The 3,072-nt window shown below is 64.9% G+C and carries 3 protein-coding genes and 1 tRNA gene; 2 read left to right on the top strand and 2 right to left on the bottom strand.

Features of this window, described 5'->3' with window-relative positions; genetic code table 11:
* Positions 1–27: 27 nt before the first annotated feature.
* Positions 28–103, bottom strand: a tRNA-Ala gene (locus Q0139_RS12075).
* 251 nt (positions 104–354) lie between these two features.
* Here Q0139_RS12075 and Q0139_RS12070 point away from each other — a divergent pair.
* Together Q0139_RS12070 and Q0139_RS12065 are read left to right on the top strand one after the other, a co-directional pair.
* The gene (locus tag Q0139_RS12070) at positions 355–1,176 is read left to right on the top strand and encodes a DUF2171 domain-containing protein (RefSeq protein ID WP_298022200.1); all 822 of its coding nucleotides are present in this window, start codon (positions 355–357) and stop codon (positions 1,174–1,176) included.
* Between the two features lie 306 nt (positions 1,177–1,482).
* Entirely contained in the window at positions 1,483–2,472 is a 990-nt protein-coding gene (locus Q0139_RS12065; RefSeq protein WP_298022197.1) for an NADP-dependent oxidoreductase, read from the top strand.
* Between the two features lie 198 nt (positions 2,473–2,670).
* Here the strand turns inward: Q0139_RS12065 and Q0139_RS12060 are convergent, their stop codons facing one another.
* Complete coding sequence (locus Q0139_RS12060; RefSeq protein ID WP_298022194.1) at positions 2,671–2,907, bottom strand: hypothetical protein; 237 nt, start codon at positions 2,905–2,907, stop codon at positions 2,671–2,673.
* Positions 2,908–3,072 lie beyond the last annotated feature (165 nt).

Genomic DNA, 3,072 nt, shown 5'->3' with positions numbered 1-3,072 from the left:
GGGAAGTCGTTTGCCTTTCGGCGAAAATGGTGGAGCCGGGGGGATTCGAACCCCCGACCTCTGCAGTGCGATTGCAGCGCTCTCCCAACTGAGCTACGGCCCCACGCTTCGGCTTGCCCGCTTGTCTCGGCGGGAAGGGCGCTTCCTTTAGCGATGGCGGGCGCGGCGCGCAACTCGGCATTTCGCGGTGTCCTTGCGCGATCGCTCCGCAATCGTCGAGCCATAGCCCCGGTTCGTCGAGCGCGATGGAACGATCGCCCGATTTTATCCGTTGTTTCAAGTGATTGCGCGGTGGCGGCGATCAGCGCCGCTGCCCTCCGCAAAGACCAAGGACTGGAACATTCGGAGGCAAACATGATGAGACATGACAGATTCGAAAACCGCCGCGAAAGCTGGAACCAGGACCGCCGCCCCCGCTATGATGACGACCGCACCCCGCCGCGCGACTATGATTATGGCGAGCGCCATTTCTTCGATCGCGCCGCCGACGAGGTGATGTCGTGGTTCGGCAATGACGAGGCGGAAGCCCGTCGCCGCTTCGACGCGATGATGGACCGCAAGTTCGGCCACGACGCTGCCAGAGGCGGATACGGTGGACGCTCGGGCATCAACCGCTTCGGCTATAACGATGCTTCGCCGGCGCCCAAGGGCGGGCTGAGCAACGAGATGGGCTTCGGTTACGGATCGGGCACGGCGGCAAGCCGTCAGCAGGTTCGCGAACAGGACGAATATGCCCAAGACTATGAAGCCTGGCGCAACCGGCAGATGGCCGAGCATGACCGCGACTATGCCGAGTTCCGCCGCGAACGGCAGAAGCGTTTCGACAACGAATTCGGCCAGTGGAAGCAGAAGCGCTATGAACAGCGCCTAGCGGTCGGCACCGTCAAGGAGCATCAGGAAGTGCTCGGATCGGACGGCGAACATGTCGGTGAGGTCGACTATATTCGCGGCGACCGGATCATCCTGACCAAGAGCGACAAGGATGCGGGGGGCCACCACCACTCCATCCCCTCGCGCTGGATCGATCGCGTCGACGACAAGGTCTATCTGAATCGCACCGCCGATCAGGCGCAGGCCGAATGGCGCGACATCGAAGCGCGCAAGGCCATGTTCGAGAACGACACGAGCGAACGCGACGTCAGAAGCGCCGGCTATATGCGAGACTATATCGGCTGACCCCCCTCAGCCGGTATTACGGGAAAGGGTCCGGCCCTTGCGGGTCGGGCCCTTTTCTATTGTGCGATGCTGGCCGGAAAATCCTCCCCTCATCAGGGGAGGTGGCAGCCCGCAGGGCTGACGGAGGGGTGTGCCCGCTGGAGAAGCGCGCATCGCTGATGGTGACACCCCTCCACCGCACTTCGTGCGGTCCCCCTCCCCCCTGCGGGGGAGGAATTCGGCACTCGCCCCACCCCTCCGCCATGCTATGCACGTTGCAACGAGAAACCGAATCGCGACTCACGCGATCCATCGAGGAGAGAAGATATGCCCCGCGCCTGGACCCTGGAATCCCGCCCGGTCGAAATGCCGAGCCATGACAATTTCGCGCTGAAGGACATCGAGCTGCCGCCGCTCGCCAACGGGCAGATCCGCGTGAAGAACGACTGGCTCTCGGTCGATCCCTATATGCGCGGCCGGATGCGCGACGTGAAAAGCTACACCCCGCCCTTCCAGATCGGCGAGCCGATGCAGGGCGGGGCGCTGGGCCTCGTGACCGAGAGCAGGGCCGAGGGCTTTGCCGAGGGCGACCGGGTGCAGCACATGATGGGCTGGCGTGACGAGGCCGTGGTCAACGCCGCCGAAGCGCAGAAGATGCCCGCGATCGACGTGCCGCCGCAAAGCTTTCTCGGCTATCTCGGCATGCCCGGCATGACCGCCTATTTCGGCCTGCTCGATGTCGGTGAGGCGAAGGAGGGCGACACGGTGTTCGTCTCCGCCGCGGCCGGCGCGGTCGGCTCGACCGTGGTGCAGATCGCCAAGGCCAAGGGGATGACCGTGATCGGCTCCGCCGGCGGGCAGGACAAGTGCGACTGGGTCGCCTCTCTCGGCGCCGATGCTACGGTCGATTACAAATCGCCGGGCGACCTGCTCGAAAAGCTGCAGGCCGCCGCGCCCAAGGGCATCGACGTCTATTTCGACAATGTCGGCGGCGAGCATCTGGATGCTGCGTTCATGGTCGCCAATCCCGGCGCGCATTTCGCCGAGTGCGGCATGATCGACATCTACAACACGACCGAGCCGACGGAGCTGAAATACATCGCCAACATCATCGGCAAGGGGATCACGATGCGCGGCTTCATCGTCACGCAATTCATGCCCCGCGCGACCGAATTCTACGAGGATATGGGCCGGCTGGTGATGGAGGGGAAGATCAAGTCGACCGAGACCGTCCATGACGGCCTGGACAGCGCCGTCGACGCGTTCCTGGGGCTGTTCACCGGCGGCAATACCGGCAAGATGCTGGTGAAGGTGTAGGGGATAGGGGATAGGGGATAGGGCAGGCGCTTCGGCCCGCATCACCCCATCCCACCCGCGCTCACCCTGAGCTTGTCGAAGGGTCGTTGGAGACGGCGGCACCACACCCTTCGACAGGCTCAGGGTGAACGCGGGGGTTTCGGAGTGTGGCGAAAGGATCACGCAGCGCCCGTATTCCCGCGCCGGAGCCCGGTCTCACTATTCCGTGTCGAGAGCCTGTTCGGCGGCGAGGGCTTCGGCTTCCTTGCGGGCGGCCTTGGCGGCTTCGGTCTTGACGCGCTCCTTGGCGAGCCGCTCGGCACGTTCGGCCATTTCGGTCCAGGTGTCGCGGGCGCGCAGCTCGCGTTCCTTGACGTTGTCGAGGCTGGCGGCATCGGCGGCCTCCTGCGCCGCGGCGGCGCGGGTGCGGCAGGTTTCGGCGGTCGGGGTCGGCATGGGCGGGGTGTCCTTGGTAGAGGGCGTAAAGCACCTCCCCTTCAGGGGAGGGGTTGGGATGGGGGCGTTCCACAAGCGCCGGGCCAGCGGATAGCCCCCACCTCCTGCCCCTCCCCTGAAGGGGAGGGGTGAGGTTTTTGTTTGTCAGGCCTCGCCTTCGGCTCG

It is taken from the genome of uncultured Parasphingopyxis sp. (genome assembly GCF_937129435.1).
Lineage (GTDB): Bacteria > Pseudomonadota > Alphaproteobacteria > Sphingomonadales > Sphingomonadaceae > Parasphingopyxis.
The sequence above is the reverse complement of the archived record's forward strand: the minus strand, read 5'-3'. Positions and strand labels throughout refer to the sequence as shown.

Coding starts and splice junctions, on each gene's coding strand:
- Q0139_RS12060 (WP_298022194.1), bottom strand. CDS start 2,907: ATGCCGACCCCGACCGCCGAAACCTGCCGCACCCGCGCCGCCGCGGCG.
- Q0139_RS12065 (WP_298022197.1), top strand. CDS start 1,483: ATGCCCCGCGCCTGGACCCTGGAATCCCGCCCGGTCGAAATGCCGAGC.
- Q0139_RS12070 (WP_298022200.1), top strand. CDS start 355: ATGATGAGACATGACAGATTCGAAAACCGCCGCGAAAGCTGGAACCAG.